Origin of the sequence: Marinobacter maritimus, assembly GCF_007671675.1 — a bacterium.
Classification (GTDB): Bacteria; Pseudomonadota; Gammaproteobacteria; order Pseudomonadales; family Oleiphilaceae; genus Marinobacter; species Marinobacter maritimus.
This window is the reverse complement of sequence record NZ_VCGW01000005.1, coordinates 95,331-121,396: the sequence shown is the minus strand read 5'-3', so window position 1 is coordinate 121,396 and position 26,066 is coordinate 95,331. Positions and strand designations below refer to the sequence as shown.

Here is a 26,066-nt window from a genome sequence, read left to right as displayed (position 1 = left end):
AAATGATGTACATCGATGAAATACTGGAATACCTGCCGCACCGCTATCCGTTTTTGTTGGTGGATCGGGTTACCGAGATTGAAAAGGCCAAGTCGATCAAGGGTTACAAGAACATCTCGTTTAACGAGCCATTCTTCACCGGTCATTTTCCGGGCAACCCGATTATGCCAGGTGTGCTGATTATTGAAGCTATGGCTCAACTGTCTGGCATTCTTGGTTTTGTGACCGTGGGGCGGAAACCTTCCGACGGGCTGGTACAATATTTAGCAGGATCCAGTAAGGCGCGTTTCAAACGCCCCGTGTTGCCCGGAGACCGTCTGTGTTTGGAGTCGGTGCTTATCTCAGGTAAACGTGGTATCTGGAAATTTGATTGTCGCGCACTGGTCGATGGTGAGGTGGTTTGCGTGGCAGAGATACTGACCGCTGAGAGAGAAGTTTAATGGCGACAAATGACTGGTCGGGTGTCCATCCTCAGGCGATTGTAGATCCGTCTGCCAAGCTTGCGGATAACGTAACGGTTGGCCCCTGGAGTTACGTAGGCCCAAACGTTGAGATTGGCGAAGGCACGGAGATTCTTTCCCACGTGGTTGTGAAGGGACCAACGGTCATCGGCCGGAACAACCGGATTTTCCAGTTCTGCAGTATCGGAGAAGAGTGTCAGGACAAAAAATACGCCGGTGAGCCAACCACATTAGTGATCGGCGACAACAACGTTTTCCGCGAGAACTGCACCATCCACCGGGGCACTGTCCAGGATAAGGGCGAAACCCGTATTGGCAGCAACAATCTGCTGATGGCTTATGTTCACGTGGCTCATGACTGTGTGATTGGCGACAACATCATTCTTGCGAACTGCGCAACGCTTGCCGGCCACGTAACGGTGGGTGATTACGCCATTCTGGGCGGTGGCACCATGGTACACCAGTTCTGTCATATCGGCCCGCACAGCATGGCGGCAGGTGGCAGTATCGTGCTCAAGGATATCCCGGCGTACGTGATGGCGGCTGGCCAGTCGGCTGAGCCTCACGGAATGAACGTTGAGGGCCTCAAACGCCGGGGTTTTGGCAAAGAGGTTTTGATGACTCTGCGTCGGTCCTACAAGATTATCTACCGCCAGGGGCTTACAACAGAGCAGGCCGTTGAAGTGCTGGAAGATGCCTATGCCGATACGCCGGAAGTGCGCGTGCTTATCGACTCCCTGCGTGGAGCTCATCGCGGCATTATCCGCTGAGCCGGCAGGAGCCCTGTTTGATGTGTCACCCCCTTGCTGCGGTCGTCAGTGATCGCAGAATGACCTTCGCAATAGTTGCAGGTGAGGCGTCGGGAGACATCCTCGGCGCCGGTCTGATTCGATCACTTCGCACTCGCTACCCGAACGCCCGATTCGTCGGAATCGGGGGCGATGAGATGATCGCCGAAGGTTTCCACTCTCTGGTTCCCATGGAACGCCTTTCCATTATGGGGCTGGTGGAAGTTCTTGGTCGCATACGGGAGCTTTTCAGCATTCGGTCCCGATTGCTGAGCTATTTATTTGCCACACCACCGAATGTGGTCATCGGAATTGACTCACCGGATTTTACCCTTGCCATCGAGCGGCGCTGCCGTGAAGCGGGTATCCCGTCGGTGCATTATGTGAGCCCCTCCGTATGGGCGTGGCGCCAGAAGCGAATCTTCAAAATCGCCAAATCCGTTGATTTGATGCTCACCCTCCTGCCATTTGAGGCCAGGTTTTATGAAGAGCATCAGGTGCCTGTGGCATTTGTAGGCCACCCCCTCGCAGACCGAATTCCTCTGGTCCCTGAAACGGGTAAAGCTCGCCAGGAATTGGGGCTTGATGAGAAGGTACCGTTACTGGCGATACTGCCGGGAAGCAGAGCCGGTGAAGTTGAACGCCTGGGTACTCTGTTTCTGGAAACGGCGCGCTGGATACAGGCCAAGCGACCGGATGTACAATTGGTCATCCCCTGTGTGAACCGTGAGCGCGAAAAGCAGGTTCGCGATCTTATTGAAGCTCTCGATGTAAAGCTGCACGTCACCATAGTGAGAGGCCGTTCCCGTGAAGTGATGGCCGCTTCAGACGTTGTATTGCTGGCCTCCGGGACCGCGACTCTTGAAGCCATGTTGTTGAAGAAGCCCATGGTAGTGGGTTACCGGTTGAGCAACTTGAGCTACACGCTGATCTCCCGCCTGGTGAAAGTACCTCATGTGTCATTACCAAACCTGTTGGCCAGGCAACCTCTGGTCCCCGAGCTTTTGCAGGACGACGCGACCCCGGAATCACTTGGCTCCGCGGTGCTGGAGCGCCTGGAAAACCAGCAGGAACGCGATCGGCTGGTGGAAGCCTTTACAGACCTGCACCTCACCTTGAAACAGGACGCCGACGAGAAGGCGGCCAATGCAATCTCCAGGCTTATTGAGGAGAGGACTCACTGAATGGCCCGCTCTCCCGCATTACCTCCATTCGAATGCGCCTATCAGGGTCGGCTACTGGCCGGCGTTGATGAGGTAGGGCGTGGACCACTCATTGGCGCGGTAGTGACCGCAGCGGTGATTCTCAACCCCGATCGACCCATTGCAGGGCTCGCGGACTCCAAAAAACTAACGGAGAAAAAGCGTAATGCTCTGTACGACGAGATCATCGAGCACGCTACCGCCTGGTGTTTAGGCCGCTGCGAGGCCCATGAGATTGATCAGATCAATATTTATCAGGCCACAATGATTGCCATGGAGCGAGCGGTTGCCGGTCTTGGTATTGCACCTGAATACGTGCTGGTGGATGGAAACAAATGTCCGAAGTGGCATTGGCCCTCGGAGCCGGTGGTCAAGGGAGATAGCCGGGTAGAAGCGATCAGTGCCGCATCCATACTGGCCAAAGTAACCCGTGACCGGGAAATGGAAGTGATGGAACGGAAGTATCCGGGTTACGGTCTCGCCCAACATAAAGGGTACCCTACGCCCGTGCATATGGAAGCCTTGTTTCGTTTGGGCGTAACGCCAGAGCATCGGAAGTCGTTCCGGCCGGTTCAGGAAGCGATGGATCAGGTTGGTTTCTTCGAGGAGCCGATGGCATCAGTGGTAGATGAACTTCATTACCCCGCAGATCTCTTTGAAAACAGCAATTGACAAAGCTCTCGTAAGTCCTTAATATACGCGCACGTTGATCGGGGTAACCCGGTAACAACCAGTTTGATGCGGGGTGGAGCAGTCTGGTAGCTCGTCGGGCTCATAACCCGAAGGTCGTAGGTTCGAATCCTGCCCCCGCTACCATATTAAAAGGCAAATCAGTAGCTTACTGATTTGCCTTTTTTCGTTTCTAGCCTCGAAGCTCTTTTTTGCACCAAGCCAGTTATTTAATATTCGATTAACTTTGTTGTTGCTCGGTTGAAACCTGTCAGGAGTGACCAGCATCGGTGGCCAGTATGTTGGCTTGGCGCCGATACTTCTTATTCTGCACGCGCTTGTCTACGCACTGTTGATCGTCGTTGAGTATGACTACGCACTCCAGGCATTGTATGCATTCATCATAATCAATCCGGCCATCCTTACGAATCGCGTTAATACCGCAGGCATTTTTGCAATGCTGGCAGGGGGTGCCGCACAACTCCACTCGATCCAGCCAGCTGAATAGCCTCAGGCGACCGATAACGGCCAATCCGGCGCCTAATGGGCAGAGGTAGCGACAATAGAATTTGTGGATAAACATACCGACAACCAGCAGCCCAACGGCGTACACCACGAATGGCCAGTGGCGCACAAAATACAGGGTGATGCTGGTTTTGAAGGGCTCCACTTCCACCAGCTTTTCCGCCAACGCGAGCGAATAGAAAGCCGTACCCACCAAGCCGATCAGAATAGGATACTTGATAAGAATCAGGCGACGGTGCCAATACTCGGGTACTTTGATCTGGCGCAGGCCAAACTTTTCCCCCAGCCAGGCCGTCATCTCTTGAAGTGCACCGAACGGGCACAGCCAGCCACAGAACAGACCGCGCCCCCAAACGAACAGGCTGATAAATGTGTACAGCCATAAAATGAAAATAATGGGGTCGAGCAGGAAGACGTTAAGTGAGAATCCATCTGAGAGCGCAAGAAAAATCGTATATATATTGACCACTGATAACTGACCCTGAGCGAAAAAGCCGATAAAGAACAGGGTGAAAATCAGAAACCCCCAACGAAACCGATGAACCAGTGTTGGGTGCCGACTCAACGTTTTCTGGCGGGCAAAAAATACGGTCAACACAGTCAACGCAGCTAGTAAAATCGCGATCTGCCACCAACGCTGCTTCCAAAGGCCAATCCATACAGGCTCGCGCTGATCCTGAAGCGACGCTGCTGGTTCCACTGCTTCAAATAAATCCGGGTTGAATCGAACAGGCACTTCGATAACGGCACTGTCTTGCACCAAATGGTTGCGGAAAAGTTCGATGTGGAAATTTAACGTCGCATCGGCACCTGGATTAAAACCTGCGCTTCCGCCCGTGCGAAAAAAATGGTGGGCGGCCAGGTCGGGCATACCCGCCGCCTGCAAATCCAGGCCTTGGCCTGACAGGTTCAAATCCCGCATTTCAACAGCCAGCCCGTTCTGGTTCAGGCTCAGACGCTGTGGATTGGTGCCGGGTACAAAGCTCTCAGAGACGTGAGGAAAGGCTCCCTGCGACATCACAAGCATCACCTGCGCGCCTGGCTCCAGCCGCTCCATAAACGCTTGGTAGCCACGCTCTCCCAGCAGGTTGCGACCCACCATCGGGGAGTTGATGTAAGTGAAGAACAGCTCGGTGAATGGTTCGCTGCTGGAGCCTTCAAAATCCTGAGGATAATCTGCCAAGGGTCGGCCGAGTTCAGACTCGATCTCCTCGCGGCTCAGGCGCCACTGGCCAATGTAGCCACGATCAAGCAGTTGTTGCCACATTAGTGGTTCAAAGAAGTCTGGTTTTGCTCGCGTTGGCGCAGCTTGCGCGAAACCGGAAAGTTTGTTGCGAGCCACCTTTAAGGCAGATGAAAGCACGGTGTCGTTGATGATCAGAACCGAAACGGTGGCTTTGCTGACACCGTCAAAATACACCGAATTTCCGTCAGCTGTTCGCCCTTGGCTACCGGTATTGGAAGTGTTAATGACGATCTGTTCGCGCAACGACCGTCCCTCGTATTGATCGACAAAGTCGAATAATGGCTCTTCGCCCAAGCCGTGTAAAAACACCGGTTCGTGGTGGTTTAGCACTTTTACCCCGGTAAAACGGCCTCGGATGTCCATACCGACCAGCATGCTGATGGGTTTGCCAGCGAATCCCTGAAGCCTGCTCAGATCAATGGACTCATAGGCGTAGCCCAGTAATTCCTGAAGCTGGTAAACGGGGTAAACCGGGAAGTCTTCCAACTTTTCATCGATAACTGTCGCCGACGGAAACAGTTCCTGGATCAGCGCTTTTTTCTGTTCAGAAAGCTCAGCCTGGGCTACCGAATTACAAACAAACAAATACAGGAAAAAGAGCACTATGCGCCCGACCATGAGTTACTCCTGGTATTTTTCGGGTAGTTCCTTTCATGCTATTGAGTTTGTGTTTTGACTCAATACGACCTCAGAGCCAGCCGCCTGCTACTTTATGGTTGATTTTGTGTATTTATCATCAGAGGCAGTAATTTGTGCTGGCGCTTGGCCATCTGTAACACCTGATCTCGATTGTTATCGCAAATTCAGACAAATGAATGTCTTAGTCCAAAAGTGCTATTACTACTCCCTCCCAAATAAGCATAAAACCGGCTCCCTCGGCCGATACCTCAGGTTTTCTTGTTAGCCGATTATAAAGTTCAGGCAACAACTGTCGCTTGCGGCATTTACTAACGGTCGCCTGATTCGGAATAACGAACATACTGGGGGAATTATGAACAACAACAAAATCAGAAAGTCAGGGCTGTCCATCGCAATGGCGGCTGTGATGGGTGCCAGTGCAGGGGCAAATGCGGCGGTCGAATTGTATAACGAAGACGGCACAACGTTTTCCGTCGATGGCTATTTCAACGCATTTTATGTAAATCGCGACGATGATGTGAGCGACACCCGTGACTCCCGCATCAAGATGGGCTTTTTGCCCAATACCATAGGGTTTAACTTCAGCAAAGCCATGGGTGATCTGACTCTGGGAGGTCGCTCATCATTCTGGACATCGATCAACGACAGTCTGGACTCGCCAACTGACACTTCTATTGACGTGCGCCAGTTTTACGCCACCGTAGACGGTAGCTTTGGCCAAGTTTTGATCGGTAAAGATTTTGGTCTTTACGCGCGCTCCAACATTTTCCTTGATGAAATTCTGATGGGTTTTGGTTCTCCGGGCGCGGCTGGTGGTGTGTCTTTCGGTAACATCGGTGCTGGATATCCGTACCCGACTCCATCAGCCCAGATAACTTATCGTGCTCCGGAAATGTCCGGCTTAAATGTTGCTGTTGGTGTTCTTGATCCGGCAGACACGGTTACTGGTACAAATGATGAGAATTCTGCTCCGCGGTTTGAGACGGAGATAACCTATAGCACCGATATGAACGGGTTAGGGCTGACCGGTTGGCTCAATGGCCGGTACCAATCAGCCGAAAATGGCGGCATTGAGGTTGACAGTAGTGGTGTCGGCTATGGTGTTAAAGCCTCGTTGGCTGGATTGACGCTAGCAGCATCGGGTTTTACCTCGAAGGGTGATAACCCGGTACTGATTACCAACGGTGCAGTCACTGAAGATGACGCCGATGGTTTTCTGGTTCAGGGATCCTACACCTTCGGCCCCAACCGCGTAGTCTTGTCGTATGGTGAGACTGACGCTGAAATTCTGAACCTTGAAACGGAAAGCACGACTTTGGGCTTCTTTCATGATGTGAACAGCAACTTTAAGCTGGTTGCCGAGTACAACATGTTTGAGGGCGAAAATCGCACAACAGGCACCACCAACTCTGACATCAACACCATCGCGCTTGGGGCCATTGTCACGTTCTAGTCATCGTATTGTGCGGGCGGTAGAGTTGGCGCTCTATCGCTCGCGGCACAAGGATCTAGAACTAAAGTGCTGGTTTTTTGGTGGTTGCATGCAGGCAGGCGTTTGATTTTGCCAATGGAGTAGTCTGATCAATGGCTTACGATCATTTCGGCGCACCCATAAAAAGCACTGAAGTCTCATTGGCGAAGCCGGTGGAGTCCGTAGAATTATGGAGACCTTCTTTTTCTGCGGAAGTAGCCCCGATGCCGCCAGTAACGACAATGTCTGCTGTCCGTGTTGCCAGCACCTGCATTCGCGAGCCGTTTCTGGCTGCGAATGATCTTGCCAGTCAGCTTAATCACCCAGATCTTGGGTGTGTTCTGTTCTTCTGTTCAGCAGAATATGATCTTGATGGGCTGGGCCCGGCTCTCGCCCAGGTATTCCCGGATGTGCGCCTGTCGGGCTGTACATCGGCGGGTGAAATTACCACGCGCGGCTATGATCGTGGATGTATCACGGCGATTGGTTTTGACAGCCGTTTTTTCTCAATTGACTGCGCATTGATCCGGGAAATAGATCGCTTCTCCCTGCAGGATGCGCAAAATGTCATTGACGGCCTGCTGACGAATTGTCGTAACGCCCGAATTGCGCCCATCAAAGGTAATACCTTTGCCATCACCTTGCTGGATGGGCTGTCCAGCCGTGAAGAGCTGGTGCTTGCAACGCTGAACGCGGCACTTGGCAGCATTCCGCAATTTGGCGGTTCAGCGGGTGATGATGAACGTCTTGCAAACACGCATGTATTTTACGACGGCCGTTTCCACGCCGGTGCGGCCATGGTTCTGTTGGTTAACACCCCCCTGGACTTTCGCGTGTTTTCCAGCCATCACATGACTGAAGGCCACGAGAAGCTGGTTGTTACACGCGCCTGTTCTGACAGCCGAACGGTTTATGAATTGAACGCAGAGCCGGCCGCTGAGGCTTATGCTCGTGCCGTGGGCGTAACAGTCGATAAACTGGACCGCACCGTTTTTGCACTGCAGCCATTGGGTGTAAAAGTCGGCGGCCATTATTTTGTACGTTCGATTCAGTGTGTCAATCCGGACAAAAGCCTGACGTTTTATTGCGCGGTGGAGACGGGCATTGTCATGACAGCCATGGCGCCCGAATCTCTGTTGGACAGTGTGCGGGAGCAGCTCGAAATCTCGGAAAGCATGGTTGGGCCGCCGTTGATTACCATTGGTTGTGATTGCTTTTTACGCCGCCTGGAGGCCGAGCTAACCGGTGAAGTCGAGGCGGTGTCTGAGTTTCTACGTCATCACAAGGTAGTGGGTTTTAACACCTACGGTGAGCAGTTCAACGGAATGCATATTAATCAAACGTTCACGGGGGTGGTTATTGGCCAGCCTGATTCCCGTTCCCTCTAACTCCCAGTTGCACCCGGATGCGACTCTGCGTGAGCGCATCGCTACGCTTGAAGCCGATAATGAGCGGCTGCGTAAAATCCGCGACGCGTTAATCGTGCGGGTGGAATCCGGGATGGCAGACAAACCTGCACCCTACGCGGCGTTTGAGCATTCGGTCGTGCTGGCGGAACAGGTGCGCGAGCGCACAGAAGCACTTAATCAGGCAATGGAGGAGCTTCGTGGTAGCAATAAGGCACTGAACCGAGCTCGTGAAGAGGCGGAAACAACCCGCCAGCGCTTGAGTGATGCCATCGAGAGTATTGCCGATGGATTTGTGCTGTTTGACCATCGCCACCAACTGGTGCAAAGCAATAGCCGCTTTCGCAGTTATTGGCGCCATGCCGGTGTTGCGATGCCAACCCCAGGTACCACTATTGAGAGTGTGCGGGAACTGGCGTTTGCGTCGGGTTTGATTGTGGAAGAACACCGCGAGCCCGATTCAGAAGGTGTCGTGTTTCTGCTTTCCAATGATCGTTGGGTGCAAATGACTGAACGACCCACCCGTGAGGGTGGGTTGGTGGTGTTGTATTCGGATATAACCGACGTAAAAAACAGCGAAATGGCCCGTCGCATCAAGGCACTTGAAGAAAGTGAGCACTGGATTCGAGTGGTCACTGACCATGTTCCGGCGTTAATTGCCTACGTTGGCGCAGATTTGAGTATTCAGTTTTGCAATCAGGTTTACGAGGCCTGGTATGGCCGCAACGGCGAGTCGCCCTTGGGTATGCGGCTTGATCAGCTGCACTCGGTGGAACTGTATGAGCGGCTGCTGCCACAGATGCTGGAAGTGTTGGCTGGCCATAGTGTGAACTTCGAGTTCGAAGAAACTGGCGACCAGGGGCAGGTGCGCTTCATGTTGCGTTCCTATGTGCCCAATTTCGATGAGTGCGGTGATGTGGTCGGGTTTTTCGTGCTCATTCGTGACATTACCGAGCGCCGCAAAACGGCCTTGGCGCTGGAGCAGGCTTATGACGATCTTGAACACCGGATCAAAGAGCGCACCTCGGCGCTGACGGAGAGGCCAACAGCCAGCTGCGTCAGGAAATCAGCGAGCGCGCTTCTGCAGAGGCGCGCTTGCAAGAGGCAAAATTGGAAGCCGAGCAGGCAAACCTGTCGAAAACAAAATTCCTGGCTGCTGTCAGCCATGATCTGCTGCAACCCCTGAATGCTGCCAGGCTGTTCACCAGTGCCCTGTTAGAGCAATCGTTTGGCCCGAAAGCCGAAAGCCAGGTGCGTTCGGTCAGCGCTTCGCTGGATGACGTGGAGAGTCTGCTGGGCACCCTGGTGGACATTTCCAAACTGGACGCCGGTGTGATTAAGCCAGATGTGACCGCGTTTGATTTGCGTGATCTTCTCAATAACATCGCCCGCGAATGCCAGCAAATGGCTGTTGCGGAAGGCCTAAGACTCGATTTTGTGGCGTCTTCGGCGATTGTGGAATCGGACTCGCAGCTATTGGCGCGGATTCTGCGCAACTTTTTAACCAACGCCATTCGCTATACTGGCAGTGGCCGGATTTTGTTGGGGTGCCGGCGCCAGAAAGATCACATACTGCTTCAGGTCTGGGACACCGGGCCGGGTATTCCTCAGGACAAACTGAACGAAATTTTTCAGGAATTCAAACGCATCCGACCTGAGGGCTCGCGTCCTGACAAAGGTCTGGGTCTTGGCCTTGCCATCGTGGATAAAATTGCACGCATGCTGGGCCACGACGTTTCAGTGTCGTCGGCGGAAGGGAGGGGGTCGGTGTTTAGTGTACGCGTACCCATGGGCCGACTTCAGCCCAAACGCTTAAGTGCTGCCGGCAAGGGGGTTCATAACGCGATGGCGGATCAGGGCCTGGGCGGCGCAAGGGTTTGGGTGATTGATAACGATCACGCAATTTGTGCAGGTATGAAAACCCTGTTGGAAGGCTGGGATTGTCGGGTAACGGGTGCCACGTCGCTGGCGGATTTGGAGCGCCAGCTAGACCCGGTTGGAAGCCCGGTGGATCTGATCCTTGCTGACTATCATCTCGATAACGATGAGACTGGAGCGGATATTGTTGCCAGCATTAATGGGCGTCGTCGTCATCCGGCCCCAGTGGTAATGATTACTGCGAACTACACCAATGAGCTCAAACAGCACATTCGAGATCTCGGTTATGTGTTGATGAACAAACCGGTCAAGCCGCTGAAGCTCAGAAGTACCCTCAGTCATTTGATTAGTCTGCAACGACGGGAGCCGCGTTAAGTAGCCTCGCCCCCCGCCGTGTGCTTATGAACCGGCCCGAGCATTAACGCTTCAGGTATTCGCTAAAATCCACATCACTGGCGGACAAGATGGCCTGTACTCGGTTGTGCACGCTGAGTTTGCGCAAAATGGCCGATACGTGCGCCTTGACGGTGGTCTCAGCAATATTGAGGTTGTAGGCAATTTGCTTGTTCGACTCTCCTTTGGACATCCGCTCCAGTACCAGTAATTGGCGCCGGGTCAGGGAATTGAGCAGCTCAGGAGAAATGGGGTTTTCATCGTTACGTCTGCGCCGGCTGGCGGCCTCTTTGCCAGAGCGGATAATATCCGAGGGCAGGTACACATTGCCGTTGAGGATTTGCTGAATAGCTTCTGTCATCTGAGCGCGCGGCGATGATTTGGTAATAAAACCCACTGCGCCGTATGTAATGGCTTGCAGCACCACCTGTTTTTCCTCTTCTGCCGAGACAATCACTACGGGAATGGTTGGCGCTTCGTTGCGCAAGGTGATCAGGCCATTCAGGCCGTGCATTCCTGGCATATTCAGGTCCAGTAGGATCAGGTCCAGATCATCATTTTCCTGGGCGACCTTAAGCGCGCTGTCGAGATCGTCGGTTTCAATGATTTCACTACCTTCAAAGCCCGAAGCGATGACGTTACCGATGGCTTCCCGAAAAAGCGGGTGGTCGTCGGCAATCAAAATCTTGAATGCAGGCTCCATGGTGGTATCTACCTGTCTATTTTCAGTATCGGGAACTTTCCCCGAATCGTGAGAGTGGGTTTCGGAACACAATACGGCATTGAGTTGGTTAAGCACGGCAGCCCCCAGTTCAGAAGGTCGTTAGCTCGGCAAAACGGCGCTAAGCTCCGGGTTATTATTGTGATACTTCCATTACACGCCACCCCGGCCCTTAGTTGAATGCGACCATCGCACCAAAAAACAGCCACCAAAGTACTATGCTTGCCCGTCACCGGGGTTCGTATTGTGTAGGAATAAATCTACCACATCGAAAGTCGGGTATGTCTGGACTTGCCGCGGTCGCTTTCCTCATTTTCGCTCAGTGTTTTGGATTGGTCGCGCTGGCCGGGCCGGTCAGGCCGGTTTGCTACTTAGTATTTTAGTTCTTTGTGGCCGGAAGCCGGCGGTGGCCAAAATAACCAGAACCAACGTAACCCCGGTAATCACTCCCCAGGCCAAAGGATTCCACTCCAGATACAGCGAAAACCGAATCGCTTCTATCGCGTGGGTAAAGGGATTGAACTGGCATACCCAATACAGCCAGGGGCTTGCCTCATTCATTTTCCAGAGTGGGTACAGCGCGGAGGACATAAAGAACATCGGGAAAATGACAAAGTTCATCACCCCGGCAAAGTTCTCCAGCTGCTTGATCCACATGGCAATTAACAGACCCATTGCACCAAGCATCAGGCTCGTCAGAATCAACGCTGGGAGTACGGCCAGATAGCCCCAGAGTGGTGGCTCTACATCGACGAACAAAGCCAACATGAGGAAAACATAGACCTGGCCAACCGATACCACGCCCATCGCCAATAATTTGCTGATCAGCAGAAAGGGGCGAGGCAAGGGGCTCATCAAGAGTACCCGCATACTCCCAAGTTCCCGGTCATAGACCATAGAGAGCGCGCCTTGCATGCTGTTAAACAGGATGATCATGCCGCACAGCCCGGGTGCAATGTAGGTCTCGTAGGTAATGTACGTTTGATAGGGCGGAATAATGGAAATGCCAAGGACCGCGCGAAAACCGGCGGCAAACACGACCAGCCAGAGCAGTGGGCGGACCAGCGCACTGGCAAACCGGGTGCGTTGTTGCCAAAAGCGCAGCCATTCACGGAACTGGATGCCGATAAAACAATGCCAGTACTGAGCAGGTGTCATGGCGCGCTTCCCGTCAGTGATTCAAATGTCTCCGCAAGGCTCTTGCTGCCGTCGGCAGAGTAAATTTCGAGGCCTTTCTCGTCTGCCAGTAGCTGGCCCTGGTGCAGAATGAGCACCCGGTCTTGCTGGTGTACTTCATCAATCAAGTGAGTGGCCCAGAGGACCGTCAGGCCATCTTTTTTGCAGAGCCTGCGCACATGATCGTTAAGGGCCCTGCGGCTGGTAACATCCAGCCCGGCGGTAGGCTCGTCGAGCAAAAGCAGTGAGGGACGGTGCAGCAGGGCGCGTGCAATTTCTACCCGCCGCCGGTGACCGCCGTTGAGCTCCCGAACCGCATCGCCCGCCCGGGCAAGTAATCCGAACCGCCGCAGTTCCTGGTCGCCGCGGCTGCGGGCCTCCCTGCGCGAAAGCCCATGAAGGGCGCCGTGATACATCAGGTTTTGCCGAACCGAGAGATCCAGGTCCAGCGCGTTCTGTTGGAACACCACACCTATTTGGCGCATGGCATCAGCTGGCTGCTTTTTCAGAGACTGCCCGGCAAGCAGTATATCGCCCTGTTGCAGTGCCAGCAGTCGGGTAAGCAACCCGAACAGCGTGGACTTACCAGCACCATTAGGCCCTAGCAATGCATGGAAACCTCCGGAGGTCAGAGTGAAATCGACCTCCTTGAGCACAGGCTTATTGCCATAGCGAAAGCTGATGTTACGGGCTTCCAGGGTCATGAATTGGGATCGATGACCACGCCCCAAGGGTAGCGGCCCACCTTGATGGATTTGATGACTTTCAGAGCTTCTACATCAATAACCGATACATCCCCAGACACACCGTTGGTGGTGTAGAGCTGAGTTTCGTCTTTATTCAGATCCAGTTGCCACACGCGGCTTCCGACCAGCAGGTAATCCAGAATTTCGTAGGTTTTTGCGTCGACCACAGCCACGTGATTGGAGGGGCCTAACGCAACAAAAGCGTATTTTCCGTCAGAGGTTAACTCGATACCCACAGGCTGAACTCTGTCTTGGTTGACACCGGGCACTTTGAACGACATTTCGTGAATTTGTTCGAGGTTATCAACGTCAATAATATGCACGGTGCCGCCGATTTCTGCCGAGGCCCATGCAACTTTACTGTCGTTGCTGAATTCCACATGGCGTGGCCGTTGGCCAATCACTATGTTTTTATCAATTTCAAACGTTTCGGTGTTAATCCAGTGCAGCATGCTGGTGGTTTCTGAGGTATTCACCGCCCATTTTCCGTCCGGGCTAACCGCCATGCCTTCTGGTTCGATGCCTACGTCGATCTGGGCCAGAACCTCTTTGGTGGTAACATCTACCACCGTGACAATAGCGTCGTCCTCATTGGCGATATAAAGATGCTTGTTGTTGGGATGCAATGCGAATTGCTCGGGATCTTCGCCGGAGGGCAGGGTGTCGACAATCTTGCGGGTGGCCAAATCCAGCACTTGAACAGTGTCATCGTCGCTGGCGCAGATATACAGTTTGGTGAAGTCCTTTGACAACAAAATACCGCGTGGCCGTGCGCCAACCTCGATGGTGTCGACAACTTGCTGTGATTCCGTATCAATAACAGACAGGGTGTTGTCTTTTTCATTGGATACGTAAGCCAAACTTGCCAAAGCTGGCGCGGATAGCCCTACCAAGGCAGCCAAAGCGGTTTGTCTGAATAGCGATTTCATTGGAGAGCTCCTTGTTGTTCTCGATGGCGAGCGCAAAGGCGGTCAGCCGTTGATACGACACGCGCTTTCTGGCTCATCGAGCCCGAGGGTGTCCATTTCCGTTTTCGGATGAATAAAGCCTTCGATCGGCGCACTCGCAACCAACCCCCTCGGGTGTACCAGCGGAATGGGTTGACGAAGTTGGCCATTCCACAAGCGGTAGGTCAGCTGGCGGCCTTTGAACGCCGCCAGCTGAAAGCGGTCGCTGAAAATAAAGCGGCGAAGACTCTTGGGGTCGGCTTTACCAAGCTGGGTAACGGCTGTTCCCAAAGAGCGAACCGCCGCCCACGCCGCGTAATCTTCGCTTGTCATGTCGCGGCCGGCCAAATCATAAAAACGGCTCTGTAATTGGGCGGCGCCCCAGCTTTCAACAACGCGATGCCAGGCCTCAGGTGACATGCCCTGTGTGCCGACTACCGGCCTTGGCAACCAGGTGTTGAACGGCACGTATTCACCAAAATCACCACGCACATCAGCCACTACCACCGCAGCGTAATCGTTCGCCTGGGTGAACAGTGGCAACTCTTTGGATGCGGTGCGACGCAGATCGGCATCAAAGGTCCAGGGTTTGTCCTCCATGATTTTCACCCCGAAGCGCTTGGCTGAGCGGCGAAATGCGCTGGCCCAAGCCTGGTCTGCCGCGGTGGGTCCAGTAATCAGAAAAACCCGGCTCCAGCGTCGCATTTTCAACCACTGTCCCAGAGCGTCGGTCAGCATTGCGTAGCTTGGAAGAGTGTGCAGAAGATTCGGGTTGCATTTGCTAGCGCGCAGCGCATCGTCTGGGCTACCGGAATTGAATACCAGCGTATCTGTGGCGGCTTTATCCATTATCGCTGTCAATGTGCTGGCAGGCGCATTAATGACAAACAGATCAACCCCTTGTTGCTGCAACGCCTCAAAGGCTTCTACCGCCGCCTGCTCTGATTCGGCCACTTTGGGTGTGAGGGTGTAAGTGTGGCCCATGAATTTCCCGGTGGTGCTGTTATCGTTAATCGCCAGTTCGGCGCCTCGCAGGCCGGCATCCTCGGGCTCGGGAAGCACGTTGGACAGCACCGGACCCTGGTCTGGCGCCCACTGTACATACCCTATCTTCACAGCGATCGTTTCAGAGGCATGAAGTGGTAGCGCGCTCAGAAGGCTAAAAACGAGCGTGACGATCAAAGACGCGGGTCGGAACATGAGGCCCTCCGGGGTTTTTATTGTCTGACCAGCTTAGAGAAGGGAAAAAGTTCCGGGAATATTCAGAAAGTAGCAAACTGGCAGTACTAAAGGACTATTCCGGTCTGAAGCAGCCTGTTTAGCATGGTTGGTAGGGTTTTCAATGTGCTTGAACGGATCAACTAATGACGGCCTTTCGCAAAATTTTTCTGCTGATGCTGGCGCTTTTCACAGCGATTTATGTATTGGGTGCGGTGTTTTATGTGCACCAAGCGCGTTATGACATTCAGCGCGAGCTGACTGCAGTAACCAGTCTGGCGCGCGCGTCAGGGGCGCCGGAAACCTTACCGCCCGGCGTCGCCGAAACCCTGCGCCACATGCGCCCTGCTGAGGTAACCGGGCTATCATCCCGCCAGGAGGTACCCGGGTGGTTTGAATCGATGGTAGTTGGTAACCGTGGTTTCACGGTGGTTAACGGCTGGCGCATTGACCCGGTTGACGAAGCTGAGGAGATCTGGGAAGGATTTTTGCTGATATCAGCATCATATGCCGTGGGCATGGCGCTGTGTTTTATCGCACTGTTCTGGATGGTGAGGCGGGGGATACGCCCACTTGCCAACTTGGCCGGCGCCATGGCTGCTGTGGCCAATGGCAAATTGGGCTCGCGCTTGTCGCGGCAAAGTGTTGTAGAACTGGACGCGTTGGCGCTGCGCTTTAACAATATGGTGGCGGCGCTTGAGAGCGAGCAAAAAACCGTGAGCTGCCTTTTGGAAGAGCTGTTGCAGTTACAAGACAAGGAACGCGAGCACATCGCTCGGGTGTTGCACGATGACCTGGGCCAGTACTTAACCGGCATTCGCGCCCAGGCCAGAAGTTGGGTTTACGACCCTGACTTGAATGAGCGCCAGAGGCAGCAGGCCAGGGATCTGGCAGGGCACTGCGAAACCGTTCAACAACATTTTCGGCACTTACTGCAGGATTTGCATCCGTTGGCGATGGAGCAGTTTGGGCTGGCAGGCGCCATTCGCCATTTGGTGGAGCAGTGGCAACACCTGAGCGGACTGGATTGCCAATTAACCATGGACGAGCAGTTGGCGGAGTTAAGTGGTACTCAACAAACGCATCTGTACCGTTTCTTGCAGGAAGCGTTGAACAATGTGTCGCGGCATGCCAATGCCACTTGCGCCAGGCTGGCGGTACAACAGCATGCCACCGAGCTACACGTTGAACTGCATGATAACGGAGCGGGCTCTGACAACTTCCCCGAAAAAATCGGGCTTGGACTGCGCTCAATGCGCGAACGCGCGCGATGTCTGGGTGGTCGAGCTCAATTTTTAAGTAAGGTCGGTGAAGGCACTCGAATAAGACTGACGGTGCCGTTGGGTCTGGCCCGTGCCAGTGGAGGCATACGATGAAATTGATGATTGTTGACGATCACCAAGTGGTTCGGCAGGGTATCGCCAGCCTTCTGCGCGCGATGATTCCTGGTCTTGCGATCACTGAGGTTGAAAATGGCCAGGAGGCCCTTGGCTGCTATGCACAGATCCAGCCGGATGTGTTGTTGCTGGACATGGGGCTGCCGGACATCTCCGGGTTAGAGGTAGGCCGGCGCATCCGTCAACGCTGGCAAGGTGCAGCTATTCTGTTTTTTACCATGCACGATGAACTGCCTGTGGTACGTCAGGCGCTGGACGTAGGCGGTTTGGGATTTGTGTCGAAAAGCTGCGCGCCCGAGGAGCTTGCTGAAGCCGTCAGGCGGGTGGCTGCCGGTCAGCCGTACATCGAGCATCCTATAGCGACTCGTCTCGCGATGAACAGCGAGCGACCTGTAGACCAGCGTTTGAAAGACATGACTCAGCGTGAAATGGAGGTGCTGCTGATGTACGCCCGGGGTGAATGTATCGCCAGGATCGCCGAAAGGCTCTGTATCAGTAATAAAACGGTGTCGAATCATTTGGCGCTGCTAAAAAGCAAGTTGCAGGTCGATTCGTCAGTGGAACTGATTCACCTTGCCGTGGATGCCGGCCTGGTTCGCTATGGTGGAAGGGGCATGGGCCAAAGGCCCTGACCCTGTGTGGATGTCTTCACCAGTCGAACGGACAGCCGGTGCAATTCTCCATATAAGTGCCCTCAAAGGTCGCGTAGTGAATACGGGTGTTCGTAAGATCAGCTTGCGCCAGATTGGCCAGCCCCAACTTGGCTTCCTGAAGGTTTGCCCCCTGCAGGTTTGCGCCTTGCAGGTTTGCTTTTGGTAACCACGCGATCTCAAAGCTGCTAAACGACAGATTGCTCCCTTGCAGCGTCGCCCCCGCGAATCGTGAAAAGGCAAAGTTGGCGCCGGTGAGGTCAGAGCCGCTAAAATCCGCTCCTTGAGCGAACAGATATTCGCCTTGCATGCCTTGAAGTTCGGCGTTGCGCACTTTGGCACCGCGCATACTCCCCCGGTAAATCTGCAGCCGATAACCGCGGATGCCATCAAGATTGGCGCCGTCAAGGTTTGCACCACGCAGACTGGCGTGATTGAGATTGGCCTCCCTCAAGTTAGCGCCTTTGAAGTTGGCACCGCGCAGATCCATGTTGGAAAGATCGGCGCCCTGAAGATCCGCCCCGGGACATTGGGTTTTCTGCTTCAGCACACAGCCATTGATAATCGGTGGTTGATCTTCCTCGGCCATGTAATCAGCGGCCATAACCGGCGTTATAAAAAGTAGAATAGAAGCACCGATGAGCAGCTTCATAAAACAGACTCCACAGGTAGAGTGGCTGGAAAAGGGCCCAGTGTGCACCACCGGGCCCATGGAAAAGGGGCGGTCAGTTAGATGCTTGTGCCCAGGAAGGTAGCTTGAATACCCAGAACGAGCCGCCCTGAGAAATTGGCTTGGTCAGCTCGGCCATATCGCCGCCCCACAGAGGCACCGCACCGCCGTAACCGGAGGCAACCCCAACGTACTGCTCACCGTCCATTTCCCAGGTAACAGGGGATGAAATGATGCCGGAGCCAGTCTGGAACTGCCAAAGGACGTCGCCGGTTTCCGAGTTAAAGGCTTTCAGATACCCGTCGCCAGTTCCTGTAAAAACCAGCCCACCCTTTGTAGTAAGTACGCCGCCCCACAAGGGCATATTCTCTTTATGCTCCCATTCAATCTCGCCAGTCACCGGGTCCATGGCTCGCAAGATACCGACGTGGTCATCGTACATACGCTTGATACGAAAACCTTGGCCCAAGTAGGCTGCGCCTTTTTTATAGGTGATTTCTTCAGTCCAGTAGTCTTCCTTCCAATGGTTGGCCGGAATATAGAAAAGACCTGTGTCGGGGCTATAGGCCATGGGGTTCCAGTTTTTGCCACCGAGGAACGGTGGCGACACTTCAACGGATTCACCACGGGTTTTCCCTTCTGGCACGGGTGGCGGTCGCTGCCCTTCTACTTCAACTGGTCGGCCATCATCGCCAATGCTTGATGCCCAGGTAATATTGTCGACAAACGGGAAGGCTTTCTTGAAATCGCCGTTGGCACGATCAACAACATAGAAATAGCCGTTACGGTCGGCATGGCCCGTGGCCTTGACCGTTTTGCCGTCTTCGGTGTATTCAAACAGCACCAACTCGTTATTACCGGAAAAATCCCAGGCGTCGTTTGGTGTGTGCTGGTAGAACCATTTCACTTCGCCGGTGGTGGGGTCTACACCTACCTGGCCGGAGGTATAAAGGTTGTCATAGTCCGCCGGATTGCCACCAGGAGATGTGCGCTTCCAGGTATTCCACGGGGCCGGGTTGCCAGCACCAATTATGATGGTGTTGGTTTCGGCATCGAAGCTGGCGCTTTGCCAGGGTGCGCCGCCGCCATGGCTCCAGGCTTCGACCTTACCGGTTTCGGTTGTGGGGTCATCTGGCCAACTGGGTGCGCGAGGGTCGCCGGTGGGCGTGCTCTTTTCACCATTCAAGCGGCCATAGTGACCTTCCACAAAGGGTCGCATCCAGACCTCCTCGCCGGTATCCGGATTGCGTGCATAGAGTTTGCCCACCACACCGAATTCATCGCCAGAAGAGCCGTGTATCAGCAGAACCTTGCCGCTCTTCTGATCTTTGACCAGGGTTGGAGCGCCAGTCATGGTGTAGCCTGCCTCGTGATCGCCAAACTTCTCGCGCCACACCACCTTGCCGGTATCTTTATTCAGCGCCACTATGCCGGCGTCCAGCGTGCCGAAAAAAACCTTGTCGCCGAAGATTGCTGCACCGCGGTTGACCACATCACAACAGGGGCGAATACCCTCGGGCAGGCGATGACTGTACTCCCAGAGCTGTTTACCAGTTTTCGCGTCCAGGGCGAAAATTCGTGAGTAGGACGCGGTCACATAAATAACCCCATCATGCACCAGTGCCTGAGACTCCTGTCCTCGCTGTTTTTCGTCACCAAACGAGAACGACCAGGCCGGAACCAGGCGTTCCACGTTGTCACGGTTCAGTGTGTTCATGGGGCTGTAGCGCTGAGCTTTTGGACCAATGCCGTATCCCAGCACGTCGTGTGTGGTTTCGGCATCGTTGGCAATGTCTTTCCAGGTGACCCCCGCGGCATAGCTTTCGGTAGTGACCAGCCCGGTTGCAGATCCGAGGAGCAAAGCCAGACCGATCCCGTGGATCAGCGGATGTTTTTGACGGTGAATCTTCATACTCATTTCCTCACGTTGTTGTTGTGGTGTCTTCGCTGTTGGTGTTGACGCATTGAGTATTAGCTGCGAGCCGTGAGCGCAGCGACGGCAAAGTTCACTTGATAATCGGGAAAATGCCATGAAAAACCGGGAAAAATGCCCACCTACGTGCTTTGTCGCTGATAACGCAGAAATTTCAGGTGAGGCACTGAAGCTATCGTGCTTTGGCCTTCGCCCTGATTGCCTACGACTAAGGAACTAAGGCGAAGCCCCCAAAGTGGCATTCGGATTGTCGCCCCGGCTTTCTAGACTGGTTATCAGCAACTGGCATCTCATAAGTCCAATCGCCAGCGTACGAGGAATCAACAAAGGTAAGTGCAATGAAAATCTTCTTCTCACTCAAAGCGCTGACAACGGCGGCCCTGCTGGGAACCGCGGGTTTTGTATTGGCGCATGGCAATGTCACCCCGCAGCCAGTGGATACCGGCAACCTTCCTGTTCTGGGAGACGAACTTCTGGCAGAAAACCCGTTCCGTAAGGGCGGCTCACATGGTGATGCAAACTCTCTCGCAGTGGAGATTGGCGAAAGCGCCTATGCTGGCAACTGTGCCGGCTGCCACGGTATCAGGGCGATGTCTGGTGGGTTGACACCAGATTTGCGCGAGCTTACAGAATGGGACGACGAGTACTATATGGGTCGCGTTCAAAATGGTACCGATCGCGGTATGCCTGCGTGGAAGAAAACCCTGGACCAAAATGCTATTTGGGCAATTCGGACCTACGTTGAATCCTTGCCAAAGCCTGAGTAAATGGCGCTGGTTTCAGAATTCAAAAGGGCTGTTTTCGGGTCGGCTATATGCCGGCCTGCCGTCGTTGGGGGAGTGACAATGAAAGCGCTGTTTCGAGTTTTCGCATTGATGCTGCTGTTGCAAACGGGCTTTGCCCAGGAAGTGAACGACGGGAACGCGCTGCTGAACCGGCCCGCAGAGCGCACTTACGACATTATTATTGAGTCCGGTTATTTGAAGGTGGGGGTTTACCAGAATTTCCCACCTTATTCTTACACTGTGAACGGTGAACCGCAGGGTATTGATGTGGAACTTGGCAAGCGCATTGCCGCGGCCATGGGTGTGGATTTCAAAGTGCACTGGATCGTGCCGGATGAAAACCTGGGAGACGACCTGCGCAACAACGTATGGAAAGGCCATTACCTGGCGAAGCAACGCCTTGCCGATGTGATGATGCGCGTGCCTTACGACAAACAATACGCCTATATGCAGGATTCCACCGGCGAATACATGAACGAACAGGTGGTGCTGTTCGGGCCGTACCAGCAGGAAACCTGGCAAATTGCTTACAACCCGAAAAAGATGGACTCGGTGGAAACTGTCGCAATGTTCCAGTACCACCCGATTGGTGTGGAAATTGACACCTTGCCGGATTTCTATCTCTCGTCCGGGTTAAATGGTCGCTTGCGTGAACAGGTGCGCCATTACGCAAACGTTGGGGAAGCCTTCAGTGCCATGCGCGATGGCGAGGTGAACGCCGTCATGGGCATGCGCGCAGAAATCGACTATCAATTGTCAAAAGCCGAAAACAGTCAGTTCAAGCATGCGGGTAATGGTTTCCCGGGTATTAACAAGCAGGTTTGGGATGTGGGTATGGCGATCAAACACACACATCGACAGCTGGGCTATGCCCTTGAGGAGATCGTTGGCAAACTGGTGCAGTCTGGCGAGCTCAGCGAACTATTTTCTCGGTTTAGCCTGAGTTATAGCATCCCCCAATATTATCGGGAGTTCCTGAGCGACGAAGCGATTGCACAAGCTGAGAGTCGGCCCTGAAGTCGATTGTGACTAACGCATTACCCTGGAATTGGACTAAGCCCACGCCTTCAGCGTGGGCTTTTCTATTTGGGTCGTACGACCAAGTGATGAGAAAACCACTGCTGGGGAATCATTGTTGATTCGGCAGGCAAAGCGAAGAATCTGCATAGAGGCGGGAAAACTTCCCGGTTCACCGAAAACCGACAACAAGAGACTCGGAGAGCGCAACCATGAGATTGAACAGATTCGGCATTCGCATTGCAGTCAGCACCCTTGCGTTGGCAGTGTCTTGCGGCGCCCAGGCCGTAACCGACGAAGACATCCTCAACGATGCCAACACGCCAGAAGACGTTGTCACCTATGGTATGGGTACTCAAGGGCAGCGGTTCAGCACGCTTGCAAATCTGAACACAGATAATATCCAGTATTTGCAGCCCGCCTGGGCATTTTCCTTCGGCAGCGAAAAGATGCGCGGCCAGGAATCCCAGCCCCTGATAAAGGACGGTGTGATGTACGTGACCGCCTCCTACTCCCGCGTTTACGCCATTGACGCAAGAACCGGCGAAGAGCTTTGGCAGTACGATGCCCGCCTGCCCGACGGCATCATGCCTTGCTGTGATGTGGTTAACCGCGGCGTAGCCCTTTACGGCAACAAAGTATACTTCGGCACTCTGGATGCCAGGCTTGTGGCACTGAACAAGGATACAGGCAAGCCTGAGTGGATTAAGAAGGTGGCGGACTATCAGGCAGGATACGCCATCACTGCCGCTCCAATTATTATAAAAGGCAAAATAATTACCGGGGTAGCCGGCGGTGAGTTCGGCGTTGTTGGCAAAGTGGAAGCTTACGATGCTGAAACCGGTGACTTGGCCTGGACGCGCCCCACAGTCGAAGGCCATATGGGGTATGTGTATGAGGATGGCGAAAAAGTTGAAAATGGCATTTCTGGCGGCGAAGCCGGGCGCACCTGGCCCGGCGATATGTGGAAGACCGGCGGCGCAGCACCCTGGCTGGGCGGCACTTACGATCAGGATACCGATACGCTGTTTTTTGGCACCAGTAACCCATCGCCGTGGAACTCGCACCTGCGCCCGGGCGACAACCTCTTCTCCTCCTCAAGACTGGCCATTGATCCGGACGATGGCAGCATCAAATGGCACTTTCAGACCACACCCCACGACGGCTGGGATTACGATGGTGTAAATGAGTTGATTTCGTTTAACTACGAGGAAAATGGAAAAACCGTGATGGCTGCGGCCACCGCAGATCGAAATGGCTTTTTCTATGTTTTGAACCGTGAAAACGGTGACTTCATTCGTGGCTTCCCGTTTGTAGACAAAATCACTTGGGCCACGGGGCTTGACCCCAAGACTGGTCGGCCTATTTATGCCGAAAATGGGCGCCCGGGTGATCCTGCGGACATGGATGGAAGCAAAGGCGAAGCCGTTGTAGCTCAACCGGCATTTCTCGGTGGCAAAAACTGGATGCCCATGGCTTACAGCCAGAAAACTGGCCTGTTCTATGTGCCCTCTAACGAGTGGTCTATGGATATCTGGAATGAGCCGGTTTCTTATAAAAGAGGCGGAGCATTCCTGGGTGCCGGTTTCACGATAAAGCCTGCCAACGACGATTACATTGGCGTTTTGCGCGCCATGGATCCGAAAACCGGTGAGGAAGTGTGGCGCCATGAAAACCCGGCGCCTTTGTGGGGCGGCGTAATGACGACAGCGGGTGATCTGGTTTTCACCGGCACACCAGAGGGCTACCTGAAAGCCTTTGATGCCAAGACCGGTGAAGAGTTGTACAAGTTCAATACCGGCTCCGGTGTGGTTGGCACTCCGGTTACGTGGCAGATGGACGGCGAGCAGTTTGTCTCAGTGGCGTCTGGCTGGGGTGGGGCGGTACCGCTTTGGGGGGGTGAAGTGGCCAAAGTGGTCAAGCACTTTAACCAGGGTGGCACGGTATGGACCTTCAAGCTACCAAAGGACCGAGTTGCAAGCCAGTAATCCCAGGGTGCGATGAAATTGGGCGCCAGCAGGCCACGGCCAATATCGGTCGGCTGGCGACTACTACCAAGGGAGGAGTTTTTCGCCCCCATCGCAGCATTCAATGAGTAAGAGTTTGTGTCTACATTGGGTGGGTAAATGCGATAGCCCCCCGTTGGCGAGTAATAAATAAAACATGAGGTTGAAGCCATGATCTACGCACAACCAGGAACAGAAGGTTCCGTCGTTTCTTTTAAATCCCGTTATGGAAATTACATTGGCGGTGAGTGGGTTGCCCCGGTAAAAGGGCAGTATTTTGATAACATTACCCCTGTAACGGGTGATGTGATCTGTGAGATCCCGCGGTCGTCTGCAGAAGATATCGATCTGGCACTCGACGCGGCGCACAAGGCCGCCCCCGCGTGGGGGCGTACCTCGGCTCAGGAGCGCTCCAATATCCTTCTGAAAATTGCTGATCGCATTGAAGCCAATGTCGAAAAATTGGCGGTTGCGGAAACCTGGGATAATGGTAAAGCCGTCCGTGAAACCCTGAACGCCGACATTCCATTGGCTGCTGATCACTTTCGTTACTTTGCTGGTTGCATTCGTGCCCAGGAAGGCCATATGGGCGAAATTGATAACAACACCGTGGCGTACCATTTCCACGAGCCGTTAGGCGTGGTAGGGCAGATTATCCCCTGGAACTTCCCAATACTAATGGCCGCCTGGAAGCTGGGCCCGTGTCTGGCGGCGGGTAACTGTACCGTGCTGAAGCCGGCCGAGCAGACACCTGCGAGCATACTGGTGTTGATGGAGGTTATCGGCGACCTGCTGCCGCCAGGTGTACTCAACGTGGTTAACGGCTATGGCATTGAAGCCGGCCAGGCGCTGGCAACCAGCAAGCGCATTGCCAAAATCGCCTTCACCGGCTCGACACCGGTTGGGTCGCACATCCTTAAATGCGCGGCTGAAAACATCATTCCCTCAACCGTGGAGCTGGGAGGCAAGTCACCGAACATATACTTCTCTGACGTAATGAAGGCCGAGCCTGAATTCATAGACAAGTGTGTGGAAGGTCTGGTTCTGGCTTTCTTCAATCAGGGTGAAGTGTGTACCTGTCCTTCCCGAGCCATTGTGCAGGAAGACATGTATGACGAATTTATAGAAAAAGTGGTCGCCCGCACCAAGGCAATCAAACGTGGTAACCCACTGGACACCGACGTACAAGTAGGCGCTCAGGCCAGCAAGGAACAGTTCGACAAGATCATGTCGTACCTTGAAATTGGCAAGCAGGAAGGTGCCCAGGTGTTGACCGGCGGTGGCCGAGAAAACCTGGAAGGCGATTTTGCTAACGGTTTCTACATCCAGCCCACGCTGTTTAAGGGCGAAAACAAGATGCGCGTGTTCCAGGAGGAAATCTTCGGCCCGGTTGTGGGGATAACCACGTTCAAAACTGAGGAAGAGGCGCTCGCCATTGCTAACGATACCGAGTTTGGTCTGGGTGCAGGGGTTTGGTCCCGTGATACCCATGTTGCCTATCGTATGGGTCGCCAGATCCAGGCTGGTCGGGTGTGGATGAACTGTTACCACGCGTACCCGGCCCACGCCGCTTTTGGTGGTTACAAGAAATCCGGAATTGGTCGCGAAACCCATAAGTTGGCGCTGGATCACTACCAGCAAACCAAGTGTATGCTGACCAGTTACGACATTAACCCGCTGGGCTTTTTCTGATTGTAATGCTATCGGCCAGCTCCTCCACACAGGTTGGTTGGTAAACTGCACAGGGAATGTGCGACTTCTTTCCCCGGCGTCTGTCGGGGAGTTTTTGTGGAGACCCCTGCATTTGTGTCGCTCTCTTTTGGCCCTTCGTGGGCCTTTTTTGCTTTTTGGGATTGCTGATGCATCGCTCTGCCCCCTTTAGCTCCTGCCAAACTGCAACTAAAGGCGACCTGAAAACAGTGCGAAAGTACCATGTTGGTGGCTTTCGGCTGCCTTTACGATGGAGTTTGGGGATGCGGTGATCATCACCGAACGTTTCCTGATGCCCAAATAATCATGACAAAAGAGGTGAGCATTATGTGGACAAAGCCAGCTTATGAAGACCTGCGTATCGGTTTCGAAGTCACTATGTACTTCGCTAATCGCTGAAGACTGAAGCGGC

Annotated in this window: 21 protein-coding genes, 1 tRNA gene and 1 pseudogene; 15 read left to right on the top strand and 8 right to left on the bottom strand. The window is 53.9% G+C overall.

From position 1 onward, the window contains the following. Positions 1 to 2: 2 nt before the first annotated feature. The 5 genes from fabZ (at position 3) to FFI90_RS17070 (ending at position 3,267) form a co-directional block, all read left to right on the top strand. Positions 3 to 440 (top strand): 3-hydroxyacyl-ACP dehydratase FabZ, encoded by a 438-nt coding sequence (fabZ, locus tag FFI90_RS17090; protein WP_144779960.1) that lies wholly within the window; start codon positions 3 to 5, stop codon positions 438 to 440. Then, positions 440 to 1,231 (top strand): acyl-ACP--UDP-N-acetylglucosamine O-acyltransferase, encoded by a 792-nt coding sequence (gene lpxA / locus FFI90_RS17085; protein WP_144779752.1) that lies wholly within the window; start codon positions 440 to 442, stop codon positions 1,229 to 1,231. The genes fabZ and lpxA overlap by 1 nt, the downstream gene beginning before the upstream one ends. A 20-nt stretch (positions 1,232 to 1,251) precedes the next feature. Continuing rightward, positions 1,252 to 2,433 carry a lipid-A-disaccharide synthase gene (lpxB, locus tag FFI90_RS17080; RefSeq protein ID WP_144779750.1) on the top strand — a complete coding sequence of 394 codons (1,182 nt, stop codon included), beginning with the start codon at positions 1,252 to 1,254 and terminating at the stop codon, positions 2,431 to 2,433. Then, complete coding sequence (gene rnhB / locus FFI90_RS17075) at positions 2,434 to 3,123, top strand: ribonuclease HII (RefSeq protein WP_144779748.1); 690 nt, start codon at positions 2,434 to 2,436, stop codon at positions 3,121 to 3,123. Positions 3,124 to 3,190: 67 nt separating this feature from the next. Then, positions 3,191 to 3,267 (top strand) — tRNA-Met (locus FFI90_RS17070). Positions 3,268 to 3,391: 124 nt separating this feature from the next. Here the strand turns inward: FFI90_RS17070 and FFI90_RS17065 are convergent. Next, on the bottom strand, positions 3,392 to 5,509 hold the full coding sequence (locus FFI90_RS17065) for a NosR/NirI family protein (protein WP_144779746.1): 2,118 nt from the start codon (positions 5,507 to 5,509) through the stop codon (positions 3,392 to 3,394). A 373-nt stretch (positions 5,510 to 5,882) separates the two neighbouring features. Here FFI90_RS17065 and FFI90_RS17060 point away from each other — a divergent pair, with 373 nt between their 5' ends. The 3 genes and pseudogenes from FFI90_RS17060 to FFI90_RS17050 all read left to right on the top strand — a co-directional run bounded on the left by FFI90_RS17060 (position 5,883) and on the right by FFI90_RS17050 (position 10,660). Continuing rightward, positions 5,883 to 6,983, top strand: a complete 1,101-nt coding sequence (locus FFI90_RS17060; protein WP_144779744.1) for a porin — start codon at positions 5,883 to 5,885, stop codon at positions 6,981 to 6,983. A gap of 242 nt (positions 6,984 to 7,225) precedes the next feature. Further along, positions 7,226 to 8,389 carry a nitric oxide-sensing protein NosP gene (gene nosP / locus FFI90_RS17055; protein WP_425463114.1) on the top strand — a complete coding sequence of 388 codons (1,164 nt, stop codon included), beginning with the start codon at positions 7,226 to 7,228 and terminating at the stop codon, positions 8,387 to 8,389. After that, positions 8,361 to 10,660 (top strand): annotated as a pseudogene (locus tag FFI90_RS17050) (hybrid sensor histidine kinase/response regulator). The gene nosP and the pseudogene FFI90_RS17050 overlap by 29 nt, the downstream one beginning before the upstream one ends. Positions 10,661 to 10,703: 43 nt before the next feature. On the opposite strand, the gene FFI90_RS17045 reads toward FFI90_RS17050, so the two are convergent. The 5 genes from FFI90_RS17045 to FFI90_RS17025 form a co-directional block, all read right to left on the bottom strand. Further along, the gene (locus FFI90_RS17045) at positions 10,704 to 11,381 is read right to left on the bottom strand and encodes a response regulator transcription factor (protein ID WP_144779958.1); all 678 of its coding nucleotides are present in this window, start codon (positions 11,379 to 11,381) and stop codon (positions 10,704 to 10,706) included. Between the two features lie 372 nt (positions 11,382 to 11,753). After that, positions 11,754 to 12,557 carry an ABC transporter permease gene (locus FFI90_RS17040; RefSeq protein WP_144779740.1) on the bottom strand — a complete coding sequence of 268 codons (804 nt, stop codon included), beginning with the start codon at positions 12,555 to 12,557 and terminating at the stop codon, positions 11,754 to 11,756. Beyond that, positions 12,554 to 13,279 carry an ATP-binding cassette domain-containing protein gene (locus FFI90_RS17035; protein WP_144779738.1) on the bottom strand — a complete coding sequence of 242 codons (726 nt, stop codon included), beginning with the start codon at positions 13,277 to 13,279 and terminating at the stop codon, positions 12,554 to 12,556. The genes FFI90_RS17040 and FFI90_RS17035 overlap by 4 nt, the downstream gene beginning before the upstream one ends. After that, entirely contained in the window at positions 13,276 to 14,250 is a 975-nt protein-coding gene (locus FFI90_RS17030; protein WP_144779736.1) for a YVTN family beta-propeller repeat protein, read from the bottom strand. Before FFI90_RS17030 ends, FFI90_RS17035 begins: the two co-directional genes overlap by 4 nt. A 42-nt stretch (positions 14,251 to 14,292) precedes the next feature. After that, entirely contained in the window at positions 14,293 to 15,468 is a 1,176-nt protein-coding gene (locus tag FFI90_RS17025) for an ABC transporter substrate-binding protein (RefSeq protein WP_144779734.1), read from the bottom strand. A gap of 164 nt (positions 15,469 to 15,632) precedes the next feature. Between FFI90_RS17025 and FFI90_RS17020 the strand changes: the two genes are divergently transcribed. Next, positions 15,633 to 16,862 carry a sensor histidine kinase gene (locus tag FFI90_RS17020; RefSeq protein WP_144779732.1) on the top strand — a complete coding sequence of 410 codons (1,230 nt, stop codon included), beginning with the start codon at positions 15,633 to 15,635 and terminating at the stop codon, positions 16,860 to 16,862. Next, positions 16,859 to 17,515: a response regulator gene (locus FFI90_RS17015; protein ID WP_144779730.1), complete on the top strand. Its 657-nt coding sequence runs from the start codon at positions 16,859 to 16,861 to the stop codon at positions 17,513 to 17,515. Before FFI90_RS17020 ends, FFI90_RS17015 begins: the two co-directional genes overlap by 4 nt. A 16-nt stretch (positions 17,516 to 17,531) precedes the next feature. Here the strand turns inward: FFI90_RS17015 and FFI90_RS17010 are convergent, their stop codons facing one another. Continuing rightward, a complete protein-coding gene (locus FFI90_RS17010) occupies positions 17,532 to 18,185 on the bottom strand; it encodes a pentapeptide repeat-containing protein (protein WP_144779728.1) in 654 nt (217 codons plus the stop codon). Between the two features lie 73 nt (positions 18,186 to 18,258). Beyond that, positions 18,259 to 20,121 (bottom strand): methanol/ethanol family PQQ-dependent dehydrogenase, encoded by a 1,863-nt coding sequence (locus FFI90_RS17005; RefSeq protein WP_425463112.1) that lies wholly within the window; start codon positions 20,119 to 20,121, stop codon positions 18,259 to 18,261. A 353-nt stretch (positions 20,122 to 20,474) separates the two neighbouring features. Between FFI90_RS17005 and pedF the strand changes: the two genes are divergently transcribed. The 5 genes from pedF to pqqA all read left to right on the top strand — a co-directional run bounded on the left by pedF (position 20,475) and on the right by pqqA (position 26,053). Continuing rightward, positions 20,475 to 20,903, top strand: coding sequence for a cytochrome c-550 PedF (gene pedF / locus FFI90_RS17000; RefSeq protein ID WP_144779724.1), 429 nt, complete (start codon positions 20,475 to 20,477; stop codon positions 20,901 to 20,903). 78 nt (positions 20,904 to 20,981) lie between these two features. After that, positions 20,982 to 21,938, top strand: a complete 957-nt coding sequence (locus FFI90_RS16995; protein ID WP_144779722.1) for a substrate-binding periplasmic protein — start codon at positions 20,982 to 20,984, stop codon at positions 21,936 to 21,938. 212 nt (positions 21,939 to 22,150) lie between these two features. Next, positions 22,151 to 23,926: a PQQ-dependent methanol/ethanol family dehydrogenase gene (locus FFI90_RS16990; protein WP_144779720.1), complete on the top strand. Its 1,776-nt coding sequence runs from the start codon at positions 22,151 to 22,153 to the stop codon at positions 23,924 to 23,926. A 189-nt stretch (positions 23,927 to 24,115) separates the two neighbouring features. After that, positions 24,116 to 25,636, top strand: coding sequence for an acetaldehyde dehydrogenase ExaC (exaC, locus tag FFI90_RS16985; protein ID WP_144779718.1), 1,521 nt, complete (start codon positions 24,116 to 24,118; stop codon positions 25,634 to 25,636). 345 nt (positions 25,637 to 25,981) lie between these two features. After that, entirely contained in the window at positions 25,982 to 26,053 is a 72-nt protein-coding gene (gene pqqA, locus FFI90_RS16980; RefSeq protein ID WP_007153157.1) for a pyrroloquinoline quinone precursor peptide PqqA, read from the top strand. The last annotated feature ends 13 nt before the right edge of the window (positions 26,054 to 26,066 follow it).

What these genes read in the sequence shown, in the direction of transcription:
- FFI90_RS17060 (WP_144779744.1), top strand. Translation starts at nt 5,883, where the DNA reads ATGAACAACAACAAAATCAGAAAGTCAGGGCTGTCCATCGCAATGGCG.
- lpxA (WP_144779752.1), top strand. Translation starts at nt 440, where the DNA reads ATGGCGACAAATGACTGGTCGGGTGTCCATCCTCAGGCGATTGTAGAT.
- pedF (WP_144779724.1), top strand. Translation starts at nt 20,475, where the DNA reads ATGAAAATCTTCTTCTCACTCAAAGCGCTGACAACGGCGGCCCTGCTG.
- FFI90_RS17030 (WP_144779736.1), bottom strand. Translation starts at nt 14,250, where the DNA reads ATGAAATCGCTATTCAGACAAACCGCTTTGGCTGCCTTGGTAGGGCTA.
- FFI90_RS17035 (WP_144779738.1), bottom strand. Translation starts at nt 13,279, where the DNA reads ATGACCCTGGAAGCCCGTAACATCAGCTTTCGCTATGGCAATAAGCCT.
- FFI90_RS17065 (WP_144779746.1), bottom strand. Translation starts at nt 5,509, where the DNA reads ATGGTCGGGCGCATAGTGCTCTTTTTCCTGTATTTGTTTGTTTGTAAT.
- FFI90_RS17025 (WP_144779734.1), bottom strand. Translation starts at nt 15,468, where the DNA reads ATGTTCCGACCCGCGTCTTTGATCGTCACGCTCGTTTTTAGCCTTCTG.
- nosP (WP_425463114.1), top strand. Translation starts at nt 7,226, where the DNA reads ATGCCGCCAGTAACGACAATGTCTGCTGTCCGTGTTGCCAGCACCTGC.
- FFI90_RS17045 (WP_144779958.1), bottom strand. Translation starts at nt 11,381, where the DNA reads ATGGAGCCTGCATTCAAGATTTTGATTGCCGACGACCACCCGCTTTTT.
- FFI90_RS16995 (WP_144779722.1), top strand. Translation starts at nt 20,982, where the DNA reads ATGAAAGCGCTGTTTCGAGTTTTCGCATTGATGCTGCTGTTGCAAACG.
- exaC (WP_144779718.1), top strand. Translation starts at nt 24,116, where the DNA reads ATGATCTACGCACAACCAGGAACAGAAGGTTCCGTCGTTTCTTTTAAA.
- FFI90_RS17020 (WP_144779732.1), top strand. Translation starts at nt 15,633, where the DNA reads ATGACGGCCTTTCGCAAAATTTTTCTGCTGATGCTGGCGCTTTTCACA.
- FFI90_RS17040 (WP_144779740.1), bottom strand. Translation starts at nt 12,557, where the DNA reads ATGACACCTGCTCAGTACTGGCATTGTTTTATCGGCATCCAGTTCCGT.
- fabZ (WP_144779960.1), top strand. Translation starts at nt 3, where the DNA reads ATGATGTACATCGATGAAATACTGGAATACCTGCCGCACCGCTATCCG.
- lpxB (WP_144779750.1), top strand. Translation starts at nt 1,252, where the DNA reads ATGTGTCACCCCCTTGCTGCGGTCGTCAGTGATCGCAGAATGACCTTC.
- FFI90_RS16990 (WP_144779720.1), top strand. Translation starts at nt 22,151, where the DNA reads ATGAGATTGAACAGATTCGGCATTCGCATTGCAGTCAGCACCCTTGCG.
- rnhB (WP_144779748.1), top strand. Translation starts at nt 2,434, where the DNA reads ATGGCCCGCTCTCCCGCATTACCTCCATTCGAATGCGCCTATCAGGGT.
- FFI90_RS17005 (WP_425463112.1), bottom strand. Translation starts at nt 20,121, where the DNA reads ATGAGTATGAAGATTCACCGTCAAAAACATCCGCTGATCCACGGGATC.
- FFI90_RS17010 (WP_144779728.1), bottom strand. Translation starts at nt 18,185, where the DNA reads ATGAAGCTGCTCATCGGTGCTTCTATTCTACTTTTTATAACGCCGGTT.
- FFI90_RS17015 (WP_144779730.1), top strand. Translation starts at nt 16,859, where the DNA reads ATGAAATTGATGATTGTTGACGATCACCAAGTGGTTCGGCAGGGTATC.